The organism is Arthrobacter sp. Sr24 (genome assembly GCF_054511175.1).
The window spans coordinates 1-19659 of the sequence record NZ_JBTNDB010000023.1; the positions used below are offsets into that span (position 1 = coordinate 1).

Consider the following 19659-nt stretch of genomic DNA (forward strand, 5'->3'; position numbering starts at 1 on the left):
CCTTCCCACCCCACCTCACGGTGACGCAGTTGCCATTGACTAGGTCTTAAACCACCTTCTCGACCAGAGGACTTTCACCTCCAAGCAAATGCCCATGCTGGGCGTACTGAAGAAGGCCCGAAGCCGCGAGATTTCGCAGCTTCGGGCCTTGACTAGGTTCTTCGTTTATATCGCCTTGGCGCTTGCCAGGGGAGCATGCCAAGGGAACGTTCCAGATGATTCCTGGCAGCCTCCCCCAAGTTCGCTCAGTGCACTAGGCCGAGAGGGCCTCTGACACGGAGGCTGACGGGCGACCAATCAAATCTTGCAAGTCGGTGCTCTCAGAGTAGAGGGCACCCTTTTCAATGACGGGTTCCATGCCCGCGACCATCCCTGCAACCTCGGCGGGCAACCCAAAGCTCTCCAATGTTGCTTGGTACTCGTCCACCGGCTGGTTGACGTACTCGACGTCGGCACCGATGACCTTGGCCACCCCGTCCGCAATACCTTGGTAGCTAACCGCGGGAGAACCTGCGAGTTCGTAAACTTTGCCAGCCTGATTTTCGCTGGTCGCCACTACGGCTGCAGCTTCTGCGTAGTCACGACGCGCCGCCCCTGAGACCCTGGCTGCGCCAGCGGCGCCGAAGAACTTCCCAGCAGCCTTGCCTGATTCAATGGCCGAGGCAAAGTTCTCCCAGTACCAGCCGTTGCGCAACCGCGCGTGGTCAATGCCGCTCTTCGCGAGAAGTTCTTCTGTGGCAGCGTGCTCCGGGGCCAAGCCGAGGTCAGAGGTGTCAAGGTTGAGCAGACTCGTGTAGGCAATGAACTTCACGCCAGCCGCCTTGGCGGCATTGATGATGTTGGCATGTTGCGCCACGCGCTGGCCCACCTCACTACCGGAGACGAGCACCAGCCGCTCCACGCCTTCTAGAGCCGCGGTGAGTGCGGCCTCGTCTTCGTAGGATGCGACACCAAGCTTGATGCCCTTGGCGGCAAGTTCAGCAGCCTTGTCTTGGTTGCGAACAATAGCAACGATGTCCGTTGCCGAGACGCCGCGGCTGATAAGTGATTCGATGACATGACCACCCAGGTGGCCGGTAGCTCCGGTGACTGCAATACGCACGCTGCGCCTCTTTCAATAGGTTGTTCAATAAGCTAACCACTTACTTTAAATAAGTGCAACTCTTTTGTAAGCACTGATTTCGGTGTAAGCTATGGGCATGTCAGGCAAGGAAGATGAATCAGTCGAGTTGCTAGAAGCCGACGTTTTCTCGAGCGCATGCACGTCTCGGCTTGCACTCCAGCACCTCACTGGACGGTGGGGTGCGCTCATCGTCGTGGCACTGAAACTCAGCGAGGATCCGATGCGCTTCGGCGAGGTGCGGCGCAGAGTTGAAGGTGTGAGTGAACGGATGTTGTCCCAATCGCTGGGACAGCTTGAGCGTGACGGGATGGTGACGCGGACCGTGCATAGCAACATCCCACCGAACGTCGACTACGCCCTGACGCCCCTTGGCCTCAGAATCGCAGGACCGCTCTTGGCCTTGACCAGCGCCCTGGAAGCCGAGCTTCCGCACGTACTTCAATCGCAGCAGGCCTACGACGCCGCCGAGGCCTGATACAAACTATCAATCGCCTCTGTAGCAGCCAGGAAAGCCCCGAAGCCCCGCTTGCCACGCAAGATGCTGGCACGGTAAGGGTCGGAGCCCTTTAACTGGAGAAAATAAAGACGCCCCGGATCTGCGACATTTCGCAGATCCGGGGCGTTTTAAGATTTTCAGCTGGAGCCTTCGAGAGAAGAAAGCTTAGAAGTCCCAGTCGTCGTCTTCGGTGTTGACTGCCTTGCCGATGACGTAGGAGGAACCTGATCCGGAGAAGAAATCGTGGTTCTCATCCGAGTTCGGTGACAGAGCCGAGAGGATGGCCGGGTTCACGTCGGTGACGGCGGCCGGGAACATGGCCTCGTAGCCCAAGTTCATGAGCGCCTTGTTGGCGTTGTAGTGCAGGAACTTCTTGACGTCCTCAGCCAAGCCAACGGGATCGTAGAGGTCATGAGTGTACTGAACTTCATTTTCGTAGAGTTCAAACATGAGCTCAAACGTCCAAGCCTTCAGCTCTTCGCGGCGCTCCTCGGAGACCTCCTCCAAGCCCTTCTGGTACTTGTAGCCAATGTAGTAGCCGTGCACGGCCTCATCGCGGATGATCAAACGGATCAAGTCAGCGGTGTTCGTCAACTTGGCGCGTGAGGACCAGTACATGGGCAGGTAGAAGCCCGAGTAGAACAGGAAAGATTCCAGCAAAGTGGAGGCAATCTTGCGCTTGAGGGGATCGTCACCGTGGTAGTAGGACTCAATAATCTGAGCCTTCTTCTGCAGGTTCACGTTTTCCACCGACCAGCGGAATGCCTCGTCAATTTCCTTCGTGGAGGCCAAGGTGGAGAAGATCGAGGAGTAGCTCTTGGCGTGGACCGATTCCATGAAGGCAATGTTCGTGTAGACGGCTTCCTCGTGCTGAGTGATGGCGTCAGGAATCAGCGAGACGGCACCCACCGTGCCCTGCAGGGTGTCCAGCAGGGTCAGGCCAGTAAAAACGCGCATGGTGAGCAGCTGCTCTTCCGGCGTCAGAGTAGCCCAGGACTGGACGTCGTTGGACAGCGGCACCTTCTCCGGCAGCCAAAAGTTGTTGCACAGGCGGTTCCAGACTTCAACGTCCTTGTCGTCCTCGATGCGGTTCCAGTTGATGGCCTTCACATGGTTCGCCAACTTCAGCTTGTCCGGTGTCATCGCTATTTCTCTCCTCGTAAAAATCTTTAGCGGCCGCACTGGGCCAAATCAATCTTAATCCGAAGGCACGACGGCGGGAACTCACCCGCCGTCGTGCTCTTCAGTTATGTGGTGCTCACGCCATTAAAGCTGACATGATACGCAGTTTTCGACCTCGGTCCCTTCCAGCGCGAGCTGGCGAAGACGGATGTAGTAGATGGTCTTGATGCCCTTACGCCAGGCGTAAATCTGAGCCTTGTTGATGTCACGCGTGGTGGCGGTGTCCTTGAAGAACAACGTCAAGGACAGGCCCTGGTCCACGTGCTGGGTGGCAGCGGCGTAGGTGTCGATGATCTTCTCGAAGCCGATCTCGTACGCATCTTTGTAGTACTCGACGTTGTCGTTCGTCAGGTACGGAGCCGGGTAGTACACGCGTCCCAGCTTGCCTTCCTTGCGAATTTCAATCATGGAGGCAATCGGGTGGATCGAGGAGGTGGAGTTGTTGATGTAGCTGATGGAACCGGTGGGCGGAACAGCCTGCAGGTTCTGGTTGTAGATGCCGTGCTCCATGACTGAAGCCTTCAGCGCACGCCAATCTTCCTGAGTAGGAATGTGCATGCCCTCGAACATCTCCACAACCTTGGCGGTCTTCGGCAACCATTCTTGATCGGTGTACTTATCGAAGAATTCACCCGTTGCGTACTTGGAGTTCTCAAAGTTGATGAACGTGGAGTTATTCTCGATCGCCAACAAGTTCGAGGCACGGAGGCAGTGGTACACAACCGTGTAGAAGTAGATGTTGGTGAAGTCCAGGCCCTCTTCGGAACCGTAGTGAACGCGCTCACGGGCAAGGTAGCCGTGCAGGTTCATCTGGCCCAGGCCGATGGCGCGCGACTGACGGTTGCCCTTGGCAATGGAGGGAACGCTGGTGATGTTTGACATGTCAGAAACAGCGGTCAAGGTGCGGATAGCCGTCTCGATCGTGGCACCGAAGTCGGGGGAATCCATGGCCTTGGCAATGTTCAATGAACCCAGGTTGCAGGAGATGTCCTTGCCGGTCTCGGCGTAGGAGAGATCATCGTTGTACGTGGTGGGTGCTGACACCTGGAGAATCTCAGAGCAAAGGTTGCTCATGATGATCTTGCCCTCGATGGGGTTTTCACGGTTCACCGTGTCTTCAAACATGATGTACGGGTAACCGGATTCGAACTGGATCTCGGCAAGAGTCTGGAAGAACTCGCGGGCCTTGATCTTGGTCTTCTTGATCCGGGCGTCGTCCACCATTTCGTAGTACTTCTCGGTGACCGAGATGTCGGAGAACGGCACGCCGTAGACCTTTTCGACGTCGTACGGAGAGAACAGGTACATGTCCTCGTCGCGCTTGGCCAGCTCGAAGGTGATGTCGGGGATGACAACGCCCAAGGAGAGGGTCTTAATACGAACCTTTTCATCAGCGTTCTCGCGCTTGGTGTCCAAGAAACGGTTGATGTCGGGGTGGTGAGCGTGCAGGTACACAGCTCCTGCACCCTGGCGGGCACCGAGCTGGTTAGCGTAGGAGAAGCTGTCTTCGAGGAGCTTCATCACGGGGATGACACCGGAGGACTGATTCTCGATCTGCTTGATGGGTGCGCCCACTTCGCGGATGTTGGTCAGAGCAAACGCCACGCCGCCGCCGCGCTTGGAAAGCTGGAGTGCGGAGTTGATGGAGCGGCCAATGGACTCCATGTTGTCTTCGATGCGAAGCAGGAAGCAGGAGACGAGCTCGCCGCGCTGTGCCTTACCGGCGTTCAAGAAGGTGGGGGTTGCCGGCTGGAAGCGACCGTCGATGATTTCATCGACGATGCTGTTTGCCAATTCCTCGTTGCCACGGGCCAGGTGCAGGGCAACCATGCACACACGGTCTTCGTAGCGTTCCAGGAAACGGTTACCGTCGAACGTCTTGAGCGTGTATGAGGTGTAGAACTTGAACGCGCCCAAGAAGGTTTCAAAACGGAACTTCTTTTTGTATGCGCGCTGGAACAGCTCGCGGGTGAAGTTCATGCTGTACTGATCCAGCGTCTCGCGTTCGTAGTACTCGTTCTTCACCAGGTATTCCAGCTTTTCTTCCAAGTCATGGAAGAACACGGTGTTGTTGTTCACGTGCTGGAGGAAGTACTGCCGGGCAGCTGCGCGGTCCGCGTCGAACTGGATTTCACCCTGAGAGTTGTACAGGTTGAGCATGGCGTTGAGCTCGTGATAACCCATGCCCTCCCATGCTGCGGGCATCTCCTTCGACGCCTTCACTGCAACTTCTTGGTCTGAGACAATCGTGTCCAAAATTCTTCCAATCCTTCACGAACCCGATCGACGTCCGCAGACGTTCCCATGAGTTCAAAACGGTATAAATGCTGTACTTTGCACTTCTCGGCGACGATGTCACCGGCGAGGCAATACGTTTGACCGAAGTTGGTGTTTCCCGCGCCAATGACGCCGCGGATCAACGCCCGGTTTTGTTCCACGTTGAGGAACTTGATGACTTGCTTTGGTACCGCCCCCAGCCGGTTCTCCCCACCATAGGTGGGTAGGACTAAGACAAATGGCTCTTGTGCCAGGAGGGTTTCTTCGTAGGTGTAAATCGGCATCCGGGCCGCATCCACGCCAAGTTTCACAATGAAACGGTGGGTGTTATCGGAGGCCGAGGAGAAATAGATCAGCCGGCTACTGGTGGTTCGAGAAGTTAGTGGAGCTACTGCGGCTTCTGCTGCAACGGCTAACATGGCTTTCGCTTTCCAACTACTTACGTGCGTGTGTGGGGCTGGCTGGTTGTGCTGGCCAGCCCCACCTCGTGTGCGTGATGCACGGGAACTAATGTTGATTCCACAGGCGCCTAGCCTGCAGGATCAATTAAGCTACGCTGGCGCTTTCGACGGCGGCAGCCAGTTCGGCAATCTTGTCCGGGCGGAAGCCTGACCAGTGGTCAGCGTCGGTGATCACTACAGGAGCCTGCTGGTAACCCAAGCTGAGCACGTGCTCGAGCGCTTGAGGATCGGTGGAAATGTCGACGCTCTGGTAGGTGATGCCCTTTTTGTCCAAGGCGCGGTACGTGGCATTGCACTGGACGCATGCGGGTTTGGTGTAAACCGTAACGGTCATGATCGAGTTCCCCTTTTTCATAAAACTGTTCTTAAAATTTAGCGCTCATGCCCCTTGGGGGCTTGCTCACTGCTTATGGGGCCTGGGCGCTTGCGCTACGGCCTCGCCAGTGTATTTGGGCATCAACCCAAACTGCTGTGTTCGATGTTTCAATACTACATCTAGTGCATCCCCCAACGAAAGACCCCAACATGATGTATTACACCTTTGTCATTTTGTGCACCCGTCATCCACAGGCTGTGGAATTTAAATACGCCAGAACTCAAGGTTTAATCCGATCTGTCCACAGGCTGTGGACTAGTTAGCCACAAATTAATGTGCGGCGTGTCTAGTTCTGTGGCGTGTCGGATCTAGTGTTGGGCAGCCACCGAAAGCACCATGGCAAGGATGCTGGTATAGGGCCCTCGGTGACCTAGAGTTTTCAAGAAACATGCCATTCCGCCAGAACCGGTAGAACTGCTAGAAAGTGACACGCTTGTGATCAACCCTCTGCACCTGCGCACCTTACTAGAAGTGGTGCACCGCGGCTCCTTTGCCGCCGCTGCCACACGACTGGGGTACACGGCGTCGGCCGTTTCACAGCAGATGACCGCCTTGGAGCGAGACAGCGGAGTGCAGCTCTTCCAACGCTCCGCCCGCAGCGTACAGCCAACCGACGCCGCTCTGGTCATGGCACGGCACGCATCGAAGGTGCTGACGGACATTGATGCGCTGCTGGCTGCGAGCGCCAAGACCGAGGCTGGCGCGGGGCAGCAATTGCGTCTTGGAATCTTCCCCTCACTAGCCAGTCATGTGTTGCCGCGCCTACTGGCCAGCCCGCAATGGCCGGAGCTAGGGATCAACTTGCATGTCTCGGTGGGCGAGCCGCAACAGACCATTGGTGGTTTACGGACAGGAGGCGAACTTGATGTCGCCCTGGTGTATCAGGTGGGCCAATCCGGGCTAGCGTGGCCGCACAGTCTTAATCGGCAGTGGATCGGCGACGACAACTTCAGGGTAGTGCTGCCTAAATCGTGGGGTATCCAACCAGGCTCGGTCATGGAGGCCGCGCAACTATCCGACATGCCATGGATCATGCACCACCCCGGCACCAGCGATGCCACCGTGATCGAGCGGCTGTTCGCCAGTTGCAATCTGTATCCACGCGTGGCCGTCTACAGTGACGACTTCAACACCAGCCTGCAACTTGCTGGCGTGGGCATGGGCGCCGCACTGGTTCCCGAATTAGCGCTGCAAGGCCGGACCGAGAACGTGGTGGTGTTGGATGTGCCCGAGATTCGGCTGGCCCGGAACATCTTTGCGCTGCTCATCAATGACAGCCGCACCGCACGTGTGGAGGTGTTCGTGGACAAACTAGCCAGCACTCTGGCCGAGGTTACCGGCACCAGCCACGTGGACCCCAAACCGTAACGAGCGCCGAGGCGCCCGGGCACCTGGACCCTAAGACTTCTTGGACTTCTTCGCCGGCGCCACAAGACGCTTGATGATCTGGGTCTTAACCGCACCGTACGGCGGGTAAATCAGCGAGAGGGTGTCCGGGGACAGCGGCTTATCCATCACGGCCTTGTGGTGGGAGAACGTTTCCACCGAAAGCTGACCATGGTAGCCCCCCATGCCGCTCTCCCCCACCCCGCCAAAGGGCAGTCCCGGAATGGACAGATGCGCCACGGGCACCCCAAAGTTTAGGGCGCCGGAGGAGGTCTGTTCCATGAAGTCCGCCCTCACACTTTCATCGCTGCTAAAGACATACAGGGCAAGAGGTTTGTCCCGCTCATTGATGAAGTCAATAGCCTCCGCCGCGGACCCAACGGTCAGCAACGGCAGCACGGGGCCAAAGATCTCCGCCTCCATGAGCTGCGCCGCGTCATCTACATGGATAACTGTCGGTTCGATGTAGCGCGTTGCAGCGTCCGTGTTCCCACCACTGACGAGGGCGGATCCGGCGTCGTCGGCAAGATCGTGGGCTAAGAGTCCGGTGATTCGGGCAAAGGCGTCGTCATTGATAATCCGCCCGTAGGCCAAGCTGTGCGCCGGCTCTGCGCCGTAGAGGTCCTCGATGGCAAGTGGCAGTTCCTTGGCAAGCTTGGCCAACGCCGCATCGGTGCCCAGTACATAGTCCGGGGCCACACAGGTCTGCCCGGCGTTCATGAACTTGCCCCAGGCGATGCGGCGCGCGGCAGCAATCATGTCCACGGACTCGTCAATGTAGACGGGCGATTTCCCGCCCAGCTCCAGCGTCACGGGCGTGAGGTGCTTGGCGGCGGCGGCCATCACAATGCGTCCCACGCGGCCATTGCCTGTGTAGAAAATATGGTCGAAACGCTGCTCGAGCAACTCGGTGGTCTCGGGTACGCCACCCTCCACGATGGTTACCGCGCCCGAGAGGTATTCCGGGATCCAGCGGGCCAGCGCCGCCGAGCTGGCAGGAGCCATCTCACTGGGCTTGCCCACCACGGTGTTGCCGGCTGCGAGCGCGCCAATCATGGGTGCCAGCAGTAGCTGGATGGGGTAATTCCATGGCGCAATGACCAGCACGACGCCGAGCGGCTCAAGTACCGTTGTTGCCCGCGCGGGTGCAAGGGCCAGCGGCACAGGAACCTTGCGGGGCTTCAGCCACCCCTCGAGGTGCTTGAGGGTGTGGGCGATATCTGAGGTGAGGAAGCCAATCTCGGTAAGCCATGACTCTGCCGGATGCTTGCCCAGATCGGCAGCCAGAGCGGCGGTGAAGTCGTCGCGATGCTCAACGAGCATGGTGTTCATGGCCTTCAACTGCTGCACCCGCCATGCCAAGGGCTTGGTGGTGCCGCTATTGAAGACTGCCCGGGCCGCTGCGACGCTCTCTTGTACGCTCATGGCTTTAATCTACCCCTCCACGGAACCCGTTGGTTACCCACGAGTAGTGTGCGGTGCGAGCAAACAACACAGCGCCCCTGGCCATTCCGTGCGGAGTGGCCAGAGGCGCTGTTGCTGAGGCTGGGGAAGCTGTAGAGCTAGTGCTGAACTCCGCTCCGCGCAGCAGAAGCAGCAGCCGCAGCAGTGCTAGTGCGAATGGGCGACGGCGAGCTGGGCGCGGACTTCTTTGGTTGCCGCCACCAGATTGCGCAGGGACTCTTCGGTCTCTACATAGCCGCGGGTCTTCAATCCGCAGTCCGGGTTGACCCAGAGCTGGCGGACCGGCACATGCTTGACGGCAGTGCCGAGCAATTCGGTGACCTCGGCCGCACCGGGGACGCGGGGGCTGTGAATGTCGTAGACGCCCGGGCCAACACCACGACCAAAGCCGTGTGCTTCCAAATCGTTGACAACATCCATGCGTGAGCGGGCAGCCTCAATGGAGGTCACGTCAGCGTCCAATCCGTCAATGGCGTCAATGATGACCCCGAATTCGGAATAGCACAGGTGGGTGTGGATCTGAGTGGCATCTGCTGCACCGGCGGTGGAGAGACGGAAGGAGTTGACCGACCAGTCCAGGTAAGCCCCCTGGTCTGCGCGGCGCAGCGGGAGCAGTTCGCGCAGGGCAGGCTCATCAACTTGGATGATCTTGATGCCGGCGGCTTCCAGATCTGCAATCTCATCACGCAGCGCCAAGCCCACCTGGTTGGCGGTGTCTCCCAGGGGCTGATCATCGCGCACAAAGCTCCACGCCAGAATAGTGACCGGACCCGTGAGCATGCCCTTCATGGGCTTGTTGGTGAGTGACTGCGCGTATTCTGCCCAAGAAACCGTAATGGCCTTCTCGCGGGTGACATCGCCCCAAAGGATGGAGGGCCGGGTGCAACGGCTACCGTACGACTGAACCCAGCCATGGACCGTCACATCAAAGCCTTCGAGGTTCTCGGCAAAGTACTGGACCATGTCATTGCGCTCGGGCTCGCCGTGCACCAGCACATCAAAGTCCAGCTCTTCCTGCAGGTCAACAACGCGCTTGATCTCATCCTTCATCAGCGTGGTGTATTCGTCCGAGGTGATGGCACCCTTGTTGGCGCGGGCACGGGCCGAGCGGATTTCTCCGGTCTGCGGGAAGGAGCCAATGGTGGTGGTGGGCAGCGGCGGCAGTGCCAACGCGGCTTCCTGCGCCGCCTCGCGCACCTCGTAGGCGGAGCGGTTGAAATCGGACGGGGTTAGTGCGGCCAAGCGGGCACGCACCTCTGGGCGCTTGACACCCGCCCCTTCGGCGCGGGAGGCAATGATGGCTGAGGCCTGGGCAATAGCGGCAGCGGACGACGCCGGGTCCCCAAGGTGCGCTGCCAGCGTCACCACTTCGGTGATCTTCTGGTCCGCGAACGCCAACCAGCTGCGCAGTTCCGCCGAGAGCTGGGTTTCCTCGGTGACATCGTGCGGGACGTGCTGGGTGGAGGTGGAGGTGGAGACGGTGACCGTGAGGCCGGCAGCCTTCAAGGTATCCAAACGGGCAGCCGATTCTGCCAGATCGTTGAGCCAAATGTTATGACCATCCACAACACCGGCCACCACAGTCTTGCCGGCCAGCAGTGCCAATTCCGCAGCGGAAGGAACGGCACCCTTGAATGCATCGATGTGCAACGCCTCGATGGGTGAGCCAGCCAAGGTCGGCAGCAATTCAGTCAGGGCGCCGAATGGGGTGGAGACAAGGATCTGCGGGCGGCCAGCAGCCGCACCGAGCACCTCGTAGCTACGGGCAACAGCAGCCTGAATCTGCGCAACGGGTACATCTTGATCGGCTACCAGAGCCGGCTCATCAAGCTGAACCCAGCTGGCACCCGCGGCACCGAGACGGCTCAACAGTTCAACGTAAACCGGCAGCACGTCTTCCAAACGGGAGAGCGGGTTGAAGTCTGCCGGCGCTTCATCGCTGGCCTTGCTCAACAGCATGAACGTGACAGGGCCAACCAGGTACGGGCGGGTCTCAAATCCGTTGGCTAGGGCGTATTTGAACTGCTCCACCACGCGGGTAGAGGTCAACGAGAAGGAGGTCTCCGGGCCAATCTCCGGCACCAGGTAGTGGTAGTTGGTATCGAACCACTTGGTCATTTCCAGCGGCTGTTGCTCCACTGTGCCACGGGCCAGGGTGAAGTAGGCGTTGATGTCCAGCTGGCCATCGGCGTTGCGCAGTTCACCGAAGCGGGCCGGGACGGCGCCTATGTGAGTGATGGCGTCCAGCACCTGATCGTAGTAAGAGAACGTGCCGGGGATGGCTGCTGCCTCGGTCAGGCCCAACTCAGCCAGGCGGCGGGCGGTGCCCAGCTGGATTTCCTTGGCGGCCGCATCGAGCTCGGTGGCGTCGATCTTGCCAGCCCAGAAGCCCTCAATGGCCTTCTTTAGTTCACGGCGGCGGCCAATGCGGGGGTAGCCCAGCAGGGAGGCGGTGGGGAATGCAGAGATGTTTGACATGTAAGTTTCCTTAGATTTTTAAGACAAAGATTTCATAGAAAAAAGGTAAGAGAGGGTGTGGAAGGGTACCCGAACGGAAGCTAGGCCCGCACTAAGCGTGGTGCTGGCGTTCGGGGCCCAACGGAAGGGCGCCCAGGACGGGGCAGTTGGAGCTTATCCAGCACTTCAAGAGCAGCTGCGTGCTCATTGAAGGTGTAAAGGTGAATGCCAGGGGCCCCTGCATCCAAAGCGGCTCGAGCCAGATCTACGGTAGCTTTGACCCCAACTTTCCGGCTCTGCGCACTGTCATCAGCACGGCCCAGATCATCAAGGAGCTTGGCGCTGGGCTCAACCCCGGTCAGATCCCCCAGGCGCTGAACTCGGCGCAGACTGGTCAGCGGCATGACCCCCGGGATGAGGGGAATGCTGACCCCGGCGCGGCGGGCCCGAGTGACTAGATCCTTGTACTGGTCCGCGTGGAAGAACACCTGAGTGATGGCAAAATCGGCGCCGGAGCGCTGCTTGGCCAGCAGGACCTCCACATCATGTTCAATAGAGGGCGATTCCGGGTGCCGTGCCGGATAGGCTGCCACACCAATGGCCACCTTGCCAGCACATAACAATGCCGAGCGGCGCTGTTCAACGCGACGGATCAGCTCAATGAGGTCTTGGGCATAATTCAAGGAACCTGCCCTAGGCGTGGTGGGTCCGTCCTGCGGCAGGTCCCCGCGCAGGGCCAAGATTCCGCGGACACCATGGTCCAACAGCTCAGAGATAATCTCGGCGAGTTCATCGGCCGTATTGCCAACGCACGTCAGGTGCGCCAGCGGTAAAAGGGAAGTCTCGTTCAGGAGCCGGTGGAGCAGTTCGACCGCGGTGTCACGGTTACTGCCATTGGCCCCATAGGTGACGGAGACATAGTCAGGATTGGTTGTTTCCAATTCACGGATGGTGTCCCACAACGTGGATTCGGCAACATCATTCTTAGGTGGGAAGAGTTCGTAGGAAAGGGCGATCGGCGCACTGTGCGATGCTTGCGCCGATGCCTGTATCAGGCTCGGAGGAGACATTTGCTTGAGGGTCCTTGAGGATGGGTTGGCCGTTGCCACCACAGGCTTCTAGAACACCTACTGGCTGCAACGATCACATTTTCGAAGAGAACAGCGGAAGCCAAGCCCAGTGTTACGCAAAATATTTAGTAGAACTGTTGCGTAGTCAGCGGCTTGATCCGCGAGCAAATGTCAGACCCACATGGGGGCACCCACACCTTCGAATCATCCAAAGGTCGCTGACACACGTTGAGGAACTAACGTGCGTCCACTATATGCACCCCTTTTCCGGCTGTGCAACCCGGGAATCGAATTACGACGCGACTTTACGGAATATTTCTATTCTTTTGTTCGGGCGGAGAAGAGTTTTTACCCTCTACGCCGAATTACTGAGCCATCGGCAGGTCTTCCGGTGATTCACGGGCGCTACCCTTCACCAGGGCTTGGAATGCTGTTGCGGCTCCTCATCGAGCATCTCACCGAGCCGCTCACCCTTGCTGCGCTCGCGCTGCGCTTTCTGCCCAGCCTCCTTCAACTGCTCCATCTTGCTGGCCGGCGGCGCTGGTGCCTGCTCAGGTTCACCCTCACCCTTCTGGTCCTCTTCACCACCAGTGGCGGCGCCCGATTGCTTCTCCTCAAGGCGTTGCGCCGCCTCGCGCAACGCCTCACCCTCACCCTCCTCGTTGTTGGGACTAGTGGGTGTGAAGCAGTCTCGGGGAGCCTGAGCCACCGTTTCGCTGCCCTGGGCATAAAATTCCATGGCCGACGCCGTGTCCCCGGCCTTTTCCTGCGCCTCACCGAGCTTCTCCAGGCTGAGCACCAAGTTCACCCGGACCTTGCATGACTCGTGTGCCGGCACCAGTTCCAACGCTGTGGAAAATTCCTCTTTGGCCTGGGCGAAGTCGCCGCGCAACACGTACCCATCCCCTAAGGCGAAGTGCGATTTATACCGTTCAACCATGTTCAGCACTCCCATGGCCTGGCCGGCCCGGACTGTCCCATCGGCGTTGTTTGCCTCATAAGCTGAGGCAGCCTGCCCAGCAGCCAGTGGCAGACTGAGTAGCTTCAGCGCTACCACAGCGGTGAGCAGCACGGCAGGGGCAGCCATGAGCAGTAACTTGCGGCGTCGGCGGCGGGCAGCCACGAGCACTGCGGCGGGTTCTGCCTTATCCATCTCGATTGCTTCAGCTGCAGATGTGGCAGCCTGGCCGGCGTCGCCCAATTCTTGAGGGTTCATCATGTGCGCTCCTTGGTCGGGACCGGTAGCTGTCGGTAGGCGCGGTTGATCGAGAGCAGTTCCCATCCGGCAACACCAAAAGCAGCCAACGCAAAGAGCCAGTACAGCTCCGTGCGTCCCGCCCCAGACCTGGCATCCGCTTCCTCGAGCGCTGAGGAGGAAACCATCGGTGCGGTCTTGCCCAACGCTGCGCCAATGTTCCCGGGCTGGTCCCGGTGCACATAGGGAACGTTGAGCTGCGCCGCAATTCCCGTAAGCGCTTTTTCATCAATGCTGGAGATGGCGGGCTTGTACTGGGCTGCCTTGTCCAAAATGTAGGGGCCGGGGGAACCGCTGCTGAAGCTGTATTCGCGCATCTTTCCACCCGCGGCAGTCCCATAGCCCAGTACTGCACCTCCGTCGATGAGTTCCGTGTTGTCCTTGAAAGGCTCGGGGGCGGCGTCGGCAGTCTGCTCACCATCCCCCAAATAAAACACCAGACGCGGCCGCTCAGGGTGGCTTTGAGCCCCTGCGGACAACCTCTGACCGAGCAGCTGGTTCGCCACACTGATGCTGCTGCCTTTGGAGATGAAAGTTGATGTGGGCGTCAGTACCGAAGTCATGGTCTGCAGTGCCGTGGCATCGGTGGTGAGCGGCAGCGTCACCTGGGCATTGCTATCAAAGGAGATCAGCGAGAAGCGTGCACCGGCCAGTTCGGTGGCAAGAGCAGCGATATCACTCTTCATGCCGTCAAGGCGCTGAGCTGCTCCGTTGTAGTCCTCGGCAGCGACGCTGGGTGTCACATCAACCACGAAGTACACATTGAGTTCGGTATTGGCCACAGGAGTATCGGCGCCCACCAGCCCGGGCCTGGCTCCGGCTACCAACACCAACGCCACCAAGGTGGCCAAACGCCAGCGGGCGGCGCTGGGCCCCTTCACCAGGAGCACAACTGCCCCGGCCAAGAGCAGTCCAGCCACAGACAGATAGAGCCAGAGGGGCAAAATTGGAAGCAGTGTCATCGCCGCAGCCTCCAGCACGCAGTTCCCAAGACCAGCAAAGCTATCAATGCCACGCCTAAGGCCCAGCCCGGGTTATCCAGAATAATGCGCTGTGGCGCACCCTTGAGCAGGGCCGCTTCAGTAGCCTGTACTTTTTGTACGATCTCCGGAACAGCAGACTCAGACTCCAGGGCAAAGTAGGCGCCGTCGGTGGCACTAGCCGTCTTTTTCAGGCCATCTGCTGCGTTACCAAAGTATATGTTTGTCCCGTAGTCGTTGGGGTTCAGGGGGTAAATGCGGATCTTGGCTGTTTGAGCCAAGGAGGTGGCTTCGGCCAAACTGAACAGCGGCCTTCCCGCCAAGAGGTTGTCCGTTGCCAGAATGACCGATCTGGACCGTTCTGACTCCCCCACTTCCGGGAAGCCATTGATACAGCTGGCTAATCCATCACCAATCAGGGAAGATCCGGCAGCCTCGTAGGTACCCGCAAAATACTGGTAGGAGGAGAAGTCAATACTGAGTGCCTTTTGGGCGATCTTGAGCTCTTCAGCGACAAAGTCGTAATCGTCCGTCAAGGGAAACACCGTGACAGCTGAGGAATCAAAAATGGTCAGCCCAATCCGTTCGCCCTTAAAGTTCTCCACCAACGTGGCAAACACGGAGACAATGGCCTCATCGGTGTCCAGCATGGAACCGGAGACGTCCAGACACAAGATGATGTCCCGGTTGAGCTGTTCTGGAATGCTGGTGCGTTCAGTCACGGGCCGGGCAGCCGCCACTAAAAGGGAGAGCGCCAGCACCGCCACAGCGGCCACAGCGGTGGTGAGCCACTTTCGCCGCCGCCGCACAGCACGCTGATAAGCCGGTAACGCCGTCAACCGTTCCGCGTGGGCCACCGGCAGATCGTGGATAGCGTCGTCGCGGCGACGCCATAAAAGCACCACAGCGATTGCAAGGACAACGAGTCCCAGTGGTAGTAGCCACCAAAACTTCAGTTCCATCGCGCTACCACCTCCCGGGCTGTCTGGGCCGATTCCGGGAAGGAATAATTTTGGCTCACTCGGGAAAATTCGGCAGGATAGAACTGTTCCACGGCATCTGCGGCCAACGGCAGCCGGTGCTCGCGCAGTTGGGCGAGGGTCATCCGTTGAGTCTGCAGGCCTGTCATCTCATGCACAAAGGTGCGCACAACCAGGCTCAGCTCAAGGTGAGCTGCGCGCCCATCCAACTGGCCGGCGTCGTACCGGTGTTGGATGTCATCGATCAGCGACCAGTACTTTCGTTTGACACTCGAGGTGTTCCGCGGTGCTACGAAGATGGGTACCGCTGTGTTGGTTCGCGATTTGGTGGCGATCCAAATCCACGCCACCGTGCCAGCGCACAAGATCAAGAGGGCCGCGCCCAGCAGTGGCCACCACACTGAGTACCCAATGGGGGCATAAAATATTGCGTCACCGGGCACGACGATGCCTTTCCAACAGGGCAAAGACTTCATTCATCACCTGGGCCGAGGCGCCAATACTGCTCGAGACAATCCCGTTGGACTTCAAGAGGTCGGCCAATCCACGGGCACGTTCGGCGGCGGCGTCAGCGTAGCTGCGGGCCAGTTCTGGTTCGCCAGCAAGATCGAGCAGCACCTGCGCCAGGCCGTCAACATCCGTCCCTGTGCCATGTACGCTGTGGACCGCATCAGGACCGGCCAGAACAGCATCCGCAATTTCCACCCACAGGATTTCGTGCTGGGCTTTGAGTCGGCGCAGAACTTTGGCTAGACGCTCGTCAGCAGTAACTTCATCAGCGATGACCACCATGAGGGTGCGGGTTCTAATGTGAGAGGCGGCATATTCCAGCCGGGCACACAGATCGCTGGAGCCGCGCTCCAAGGAGGCCGCATCCATGTGGCGCAGCACGTTCTCGAGATGACTTTCGGTGCCCTTGGCCGGCAGTGCCGAGCTGTTGGCTCCCTCGCCGTGGACCAGCGCCACGGAGTCACCGTGGCGGGTGGCCAGCAAGCCCATGACACCCATGACCATGACGGCAATGTTCTTTTTAATGTCTCCGCCGCGAGAGGTGGCTGCCATGTTGCGGCCAGTATCGGCCACAAAAAGAACTTGCTGCCTTCGGGTGGCGACATACCGTTTGATCAGTGGCGTCCCCACACGCGCTGTTGCCTTCCAATCGATGTCGCGGATCTCATCCCCTGGCACGTAGTCCCGGAGATCATCGAAATCTAGGCTGCGGCCACGAAAAATCGAGGCGTACTCGCCATCGAGCACACCACGGGCGCGGCGGTGCGCGAAGATATACATTTTGGCTTTGACGCCCGTCAACAACGTGATCATAAGCAGGCTACGGCGTCTGAACTGAGGCGACGATGGCGGCAATCACCTTTTCGACGCCGACGTTTTCTGCCACAGCCTCAAAACCCAGAATAATTCTGTGCCGCAAAACCCGATCGGCCAGTGCCTTGATATCTTCGGGAATGACATGGTTGCGGCCTTGCAGCAGTGCCAGCGCACGGGCCGCTTGAGTGAAGGCAATGCTGGCACGTGGGCTGGCCCCAAATTCAATGAGCTTGGCGAGGGCCGGGTCAATGTACTGGCCAGCATGACGGGTCACATACACCAGTCCCACAATGTAGTTGATCAGCGCCGGGTCCAAGTACACCTTTCTAACAGTGTCCTGCAGGGCTCGAATATCAACGAGGTTAGCCACGGGCTCTGGGGTTGCGCCCGCCAGAAACACGCCGGAGTCAATGCGCCGGATCACCTCGGCTTCTTCAACCGGGCTGGGATAGTCCAGCACATCCTTGAGCATGAACCTGTCCATCTGGGCCTCCGGCAGTTGGTAGGTGCCTTCTTGTTCGATGGGGTTCTGGGTTGCCATGACCATAAAAGGTTGCGGGAGTGTGTGGACCTGCCCACCAATAGTGGTTTGGCGCTCCTGCATGGCTTCAAGCATGGCCGACTGCGTTTTGGCACTGGAGCGGTTAATTTCATCAAGGAGGACAATGTTCGCGTGAACCGGTCCCAGCTGAGTCACAAAGGTGCCCTGGGCGGCGTCGTAAATCTGGGTTCCCACAATGTCACTGGGCAGCAGATCAGGGGTGCACTGAATGCGATGGAAGAGGGCACTGACAGACTCGGCCAGGGTCTGGGCGGCGGTGGTCTTCGCCAGACCCGGTACGGATTCCAGAAGGACGTGACCGCCTGTCATGAGCGAGATCAGCAGGGTCTCACGCAAGCGGGCCTGTCCCACCACCTTGCGCTCAAAGCTACGGGAAATATTACCGATCACCTGCTGCGCTTGAGCCAGCTCTGCCTGGTCGAGGGTGGAGCTGACGCTAGTTGATAACACGGCGATGGGGCCTTTCATCGGTCACAGGTCACAGCTGATGCTACAGACCAGTCCACACATTCTAGTGCTGCACCGCAATGGGTAGAACTTCCCGTGCGCCCCTGTCCGGGACGCACGGTGCGGACTAGAGTAAAGACCATGAGCCAGTTGCCAGCAGTGTATGAAGCCTATCTGCAGGGCAAGGACGCGGACTTCATTGCCACCGTCCGCCCCGTCCTGCAGCAATCAGTGGCGGAAAAGGACCATGGGGTCCGTGTCGTTCGCAATCCCCACGTTCTTCAGGCCCACACAGATCCTGCCATCCCCTTTGGTGAGATCTTGGAGGTAGCGGACTGACTCCTCATCCGTCCATAACGTCCGGAAGATACGATCGCACTGACTGAGCTGGCCCCGCTGGATCAGTCAGTTTTTCGCGGGTACAGGTAGCGGGCCTGATCAGCGTTGGGCTGGGTAGTCGCTGGGCTAAACTGGCTCTCGGCTAGGCCTTGGAGTCCAGCAATAGTTGAGCGGCCTTGGGACTGAACGCATTTTCCATCACAAGGCAGGCCGCCCCGAAGGCTTCCTCCCCGGAATTTACTATGGTTCCGACAACGTCCACCGAATGAACGCAACTCGTGACGCTGAGGCCAGTCAACAGAGCGGGCATCTGAGCCAAGTAGGTGGGTGCCAGAGCGGGCCAGAACGGGCCACCAAAAACCACCCGATCCACATCCAACAGGTTCGTCAACACTGACACTGCACCTGCCAACCGCTGGGCCGATTGCGTCAGCACATCTTGAGCTCCCGTGTTACCAGCAACAGCGGCCTCCGCCAGTGCCGCCATGTCATCAGGCAGAGACTGGGCTTCCCCTTCGGCGAGAGCAGGAAGTGCTCCCAGCGCACGGGCCTGTGCCACAAGGGTTTCGGGCATGCAGGTGACCTTGACGCAACCACGCCGCCCGCAATCGCACGGCGGACCGTCGGGGTCGGTGATGATGTGGCCGATCTCGCCCACGTTTCCCGAGGAACCACGAACCACTTCGTCATTGAGCACCAAGCCTGCGCCGATACCTGTGCCAATGTACACAAAGACAAAATCAGTGGCGCTGGCATCTGCACCGGCCCACAGCTCAGCTACGGCAGAGGCGGTGACGTCCTTGTCCATGACCACTGGCAGCCCCGTTGTTTCGCGCAAAATATCGCGGACAGGAACCCTGTTCCATCCAGGCATGTGCGGCGGGTCAACCACTGTTCCGCTGCTGGCATCCACGGGGCCTGGGGTGGCAACTCCCACCCCTGCAATTCTTTGCTCAGGAATTCCGGACTCGGCAATAATCTGACGAATTTGTCCGCCCATGGCGGCGACCGCCTGTTCTGGCGGGCTGCAAAGATCGGTGGGTTCGTCAATTGAGATCAGAACGGTGCCCACAGCGTCCAACAAGGCGTAACTGGTCAAGGTCGGGTCTATGTGAATGCCGATGGCATACATACCTTGGGGGTTCAGACGTAAAATAGTACGGGGTTTGCCGGGACCTGAGGTCTCTTTGCCGGCTTCCATAATGAGCCCGGTATCGAGCAGGCGGCGGCAAATGTTGGATACCGTTTGTGCGGCCAAACCTGCCGAGGCGGCCAGTTCAACCCGGCTCAGCCCCTCCTCGGAGCGCCTGATGGAGTCCAGGATTACGGCCTGGTTGAAACCACCCATCTTGGGCAGATTTGTGCCGCGGCGGCGCTGCGGCACCACCATATCGGGAACACCCAACATTTTCTCCTTGAGACGATCACTGATTGTTGCTTACCAGCATCCTGGACAATGCTGTCCCCCACCATTCCCC

At 59.0% G+C, this 19659-nt stretch carries 18 protein-coding genes; 3 read left to right on the forward strand and 15 right to left on the reverse strand.

The window, feature by feature from the left end; genetic code table 11:
- Positions 1 to 253: 253 nt before the first annotated feature.
- The gene (locus ACX80D_RS13825; protein WP_459323426.1) at positions 254 to 1102 is read right to left on the reverse strand and encodes an SDR family oxidoreductase; all 849 of its coding nucleotides are present in this window, start codon (positions 1100 to 1102) and stop codon (positions 254 to 256) included.
- 97 nt (positions 1103 to 1199) lie between these two features.
- Between ACX80D_RS13825 and ACX80D_RS13830 the strand changes: the two genes are divergently transcribed.
- Positions 1200 to 1598, forward strand: a complete 399-nt coding sequence (locus ACX80D_RS13830) for a winged helix-turn-helix transcriptional regulator (RefSeq protein WP_459323428.1) — start codon at positions 1200 to 1202, stop codon at positions 1596 to 1598.
- Positions 1599 to 1784: 186 nt separating this feature from the next.
- On the opposite strand, the gene nrdF is transcribed toward ACX80D_RS13830, so the two are convergent.
- The 4 genes from nrdF to nrdH form a co-directional block, all read right to left on the reverse strand.
- Positions 1785 to 2762 carry a class 1b ribonucleoside-diphosphate reductase subunit beta gene (gene nrdF / locus ACX80D_RS13835; RefSeq protein WP_459323430.1) on the reverse strand — a complete coding sequence of 326 codons (978 nt, stop codon included), beginning with the start codon at positions 2760 to 2762 and terminating at the stop codon, positions 1785 to 1787.
- 123 nt (positions 2763 to 2885) lie between these two features.
- Positions 2886 to 5006 carry a class 1b ribonucleoside-diphosphate reductase subunit alpha gene (gene nrdE, locus ACX80D_RS13840; RefSeq protein ID WP_459323501.1) on the reverse strand — a complete coding sequence of 707 codons (2121 nt, stop codon included), beginning with the start codon at positions 5004 to 5006 and terminating at the stop codon, positions 2886 to 2888.
- Between the two features lie 14 nt (positions 5007 to 5020).
- A complete protein-coding gene (gene nrdI / locus ACX80D_RS13845; protein ID WP_459323432.1) occupies positions 5021 to 5497 on the reverse strand; it encodes a class Ib ribonucleoside-diphosphate reductase assembly flavoprotein NrdI in 477 nt (158 codons plus the stop codon).
- 127 nt (positions 5498 to 5624) lie between these two features.
- Positions 5625 to 5873: a glutaredoxin-like protein NrdH gene (gene nrdH / locus ACX80D_RS13850; RefSeq protein WP_363840449.1), complete on the reverse strand. Its 249-nt coding sequence runs from the start codon at positions 5871 to 5873 to the stop codon at positions 5625 to 5627.
- 477 nt (positions 5874 to 6350) lie between these two features.
- On the opposite strand from nrdH, the gene ACX80D_RS13855 reads away from it, so the two are divergent.
- Positions 6351 to 7283 (forward strand): LysR family transcriptional regulator, encoded by a 933-nt coding sequence (locus ACX80D_RS13855; protein WP_459323434.1) that lies wholly within the window; start codon positions 6351 to 6353, stop codon positions 7281 to 7283.
- Between the two features lie 30 nt (positions 7284 to 7313).
- Here ACX80D_RS13855 and ACX80D_RS13860 read toward each other — a convergent pair whose 3' ends face one another.
- From ACX80D_RS13860 to ACX80D_RS13900, 9 genes are all read right to left on the reverse strand, one after another.
- Positions 7314 to 8726 (reverse strand): aldehyde dehydrogenase family protein, encoded by a 1413-nt coding sequence (locus ACX80D_RS13860; RefSeq protein WP_459323436.1) that lies wholly within the window; start codon positions 8724 to 8726, stop codon positions 7314 to 7316.
- A 186-nt stretch (positions 8727 to 8912) separates the two neighbouring features.
- Entirely contained in the window at positions 8913 to 11243 is a 2331-nt protein-coding gene (metE, locus tag ACX80D_RS13865; RefSeq protein ID WP_459323438.1) for a 5-methyltetrahydropteroyltriglutamate--homocysteine S-methyltransferase, read from the reverse strand.
- An 80-nt stretch (positions 11244 to 11323) separates the two neighbouring features.
- Positions 11324 to 12292, reverse strand: coding sequence for a methylenetetrahydrofolate reductase (locus tag ACX80D_RS13870; protein ID WP_459323440.1), 969 nt, complete (start codon positions 12290 to 12292; stop codon positions 11324 to 11326).
- A 412-nt stretch (positions 12293 to 12704) separates the two neighbouring features.
- On the reverse strand, positions 12705 to 13511 hold the full coding sequence (locus ACX80D_RS13875) for a hypothetical protein (protein ID WP_459323442.1): 807 nt from the start codon (positions 13509 to 13511) through the stop codon (positions 12705 to 12707).
- Positions 13508 to 14509: a VWA domain-containing protein gene (locus tag ACX80D_RS13880; protein WP_459323444.1), complete on the reverse strand. Its 1002-nt coding sequence runs from the start codon at positions 14507 to 14509 to the stop codon at positions 13508 to 13510. Before ACX80D_RS13880 ends, ACX80D_RS13875 begins: the two co-directional genes overlap by 4 nt.
- Complete coding sequence (locus ACX80D_RS13885) at positions 14506 to 15489, reverse strand: vWA domain-containing protein (RefSeq protein WP_459323446.1); 984 nt, start codon at positions 15487 to 15489, stop codon at positions 14506 to 14508. Before ACX80D_RS13885 ends, ACX80D_RS13880 begins: the two co-directional genes overlap by 4 nt.
- Complete coding sequence (locus ACX80D_RS13890) at positions 15480 to 15950, reverse strand: hypothetical protein (RefSeq protein ID WP_459323448.1); 471 nt, start codon at positions 15948 to 15950, stop codon at positions 15480 to 15482. Before ACX80D_RS13890 ends, ACX80D_RS13885 begins: the two co-directional genes overlap by 10 nt.
- Entirely contained in the window at positions 15940 to 16830 is an 891-nt protein-coding gene (locus ACX80D_RS13895) for a DUF58 domain-containing protein (RefSeq protein ID WP_459323450.1), read from the reverse strand. The genes ACX80D_RS13890 and ACX80D_RS13895 overlap by 11 nt, the downstream gene beginning before the upstream one ends.
- A 7-nt stretch (positions 16831 to 16837) precedes the next feature.
- Positions 16838 to 17845 carry an AAA family ATPase gene (locus ACX80D_RS13900; protein ID WP_459323452.1) on the reverse strand — a complete coding sequence of 336 codons (1008 nt, stop codon included), beginning with the start codon at positions 17843 to 17845 and terminating at the stop codon, positions 16838 to 16840.
- 138 nt (positions 17846 to 17983) lie between these two features.
- Here ACX80D_RS13900 and ACX80D_RS13905 point away from each other — a divergent pair, with 138 nt between their 5' ends.
- Positions 17984 to 18181: a hypothetical protein gene (locus ACX80D_RS13905; protein ID WP_459323454.1), complete on the forward strand. Its 198-nt coding sequence runs from the start codon at positions 17984 to 17986 to the stop codon at positions 18179 to 18181.
- A 142-nt stretch (positions 18182 to 18323) separates the two neighbouring features.
- Here ACX80D_RS13905 and ACX80D_RS13910 read toward each other — a convergent pair whose 3' ends face one another.
- Positions 18324 to 19589 (reverse strand): ROK family protein, encoded by a 1266-nt coding sequence (locus ACX80D_RS13910; RefSeq protein WP_459323456.1) that lies wholly within the window; start codon positions 19587 to 19589, stop codon positions 18324 to 18326.
- Between the last annotated feature and the right edge of the window lie 70 nt (positions 19590 to 19659).

Bases quoted from the DNA above. Each gene is read 5' to 3' on its own strand.
- ACX80D_RS13870 (WP_459323440.1), bottom strand. From the start codon at position 12,292: ATGTCTCCTCCGAGCCTGATACAGGCATCGGCGCAAGCATCGCACAGT.
- ACX80D_RS13895 (WP_459323450.1), bottom strand. From the start codon at position 16,830: ATGATCACGTTGTTGACGGGCGTCAAAGCCAAAATGTATATCTTCGCG.
- nrdH (WP_363840449.1), bottom strand. From the start codon at position 5,873: ATGACCGTTACGGTTTACACCAAACCCGCATGCGTCCAGTGCAATGCC.
- nrdE (WP_459323501.1), bottom strand. From the start codon at position 5,006: ATGCCCGCAGCATGGGAGGGCATGGGTTATCACGAGCTCAACGCCATG.
- ACX80D_RS13880 (WP_459323444.1), bottom strand. From the start codon at position 14,509: ATGACACTGCTTCCAATTTTGCCCCTCTGGCTCTATCTGTCTGTGGCT.
- ACX80D_RS13905 (WP_459323454.1), top strand. From the start codon at position 17,984: ATGAGCCAGTTGCCAGCAGTGTATGAAGCCTATCTGCAGGGCAAGGAC.
- nrdI (WP_459323432.1), bottom strand. From the start codon at position 5,497: ATGTTAGCCGTTGCAGCAGAAGCCGCAGTAGCTCCACTAACTTCTCGA.
- ACX80D_RS13830 (WP_459323428.1), top strand. From the start codon at position 1,200: ATGTCAGGCAAGGAAGATGAATCAGTCGAGTTGCTAGAAGCCGACGTT.
- ACX80D_RS13860 (WP_459323436.1), bottom strand. From the start codon at position 8,726: ATGAGCGTACAAGAGAGCGTCGCAGCGGCCCGGGCAGTCTTCAATAGC.
- ACX80D_RS13910 (WP_459323456.1), bottom strand. From the start codon at position 19,589: ATGTTGGGTGTTCCCGATATGGTGGTGCCGCAGCGCCGCCGCGGCACA.
- ACX80D_RS13875 (WP_459323442.1), bottom strand. From the start codon at position 13,511: ATGATGAACCCTCAAGAATTGGGCGACGCCGGCCAGGCTGCCACATCT.
- ACX80D_RS13885 (WP_459323446.1), bottom strand. From the start codon at position 15,489: ATGGAACTGAAGTTTTGGTGGCTACTACCACTGGGACTCGTTGTCCTT.
- nrdF (WP_459323430.1), bottom strand. From the start codon at position 2,762: ATGACACCGGACAAGCTGAAGTTGGCGAACCATGTGAAGGCCATCAAC.
- metE (WP_459323438.1), bottom strand. From the start codon at position 11,243: ATGTCAAACATCTCTGCATTCCCCACCGCCTCCCTGCTGGGCTACCCC.